At 36.9% G+C, this 203-nt stretch carries 1 pseudogene; it reads left to right on the top strand.

Features of this window, described 5'->3' with window-relative positions:
• Window positions 1–203, top strand: a pseudogene (locus HMPREF2701_RS01550) (type IV secretory system conjugative DNA transfer family protein); the annotation flags it as partial.

Below are 203 nucleotides of genomic sequence, written 5' to 3' on the forward strand. Positions count from 1 at the left end.
GCTAAATTTGCCCTCTTCAATATTCAAAGTGTTATGGATTTGACCAAAAGAGATACCCTTGATATGAAGACATGGGGCAAGGAAAAATCAATGGTGTACTTAGTTATCCCAGATAACGATAGTACCTTTCGCTTTCTTTCAGCCCTCTTTTTTTCAACCGTATTTCAAACCCTAACAAGACAAGCAGATATTGATTTTAAGGG

This window comes from Streptococcus sp. HMSC077D04 (assembly GCF_001808785.1).
Taxonomy (GTDB): Bacteria; Bacillota; Bacilli; order Lactobacillales; family Streptococcaceae; genus Streptococcus; species Streptococcus mitis_BX.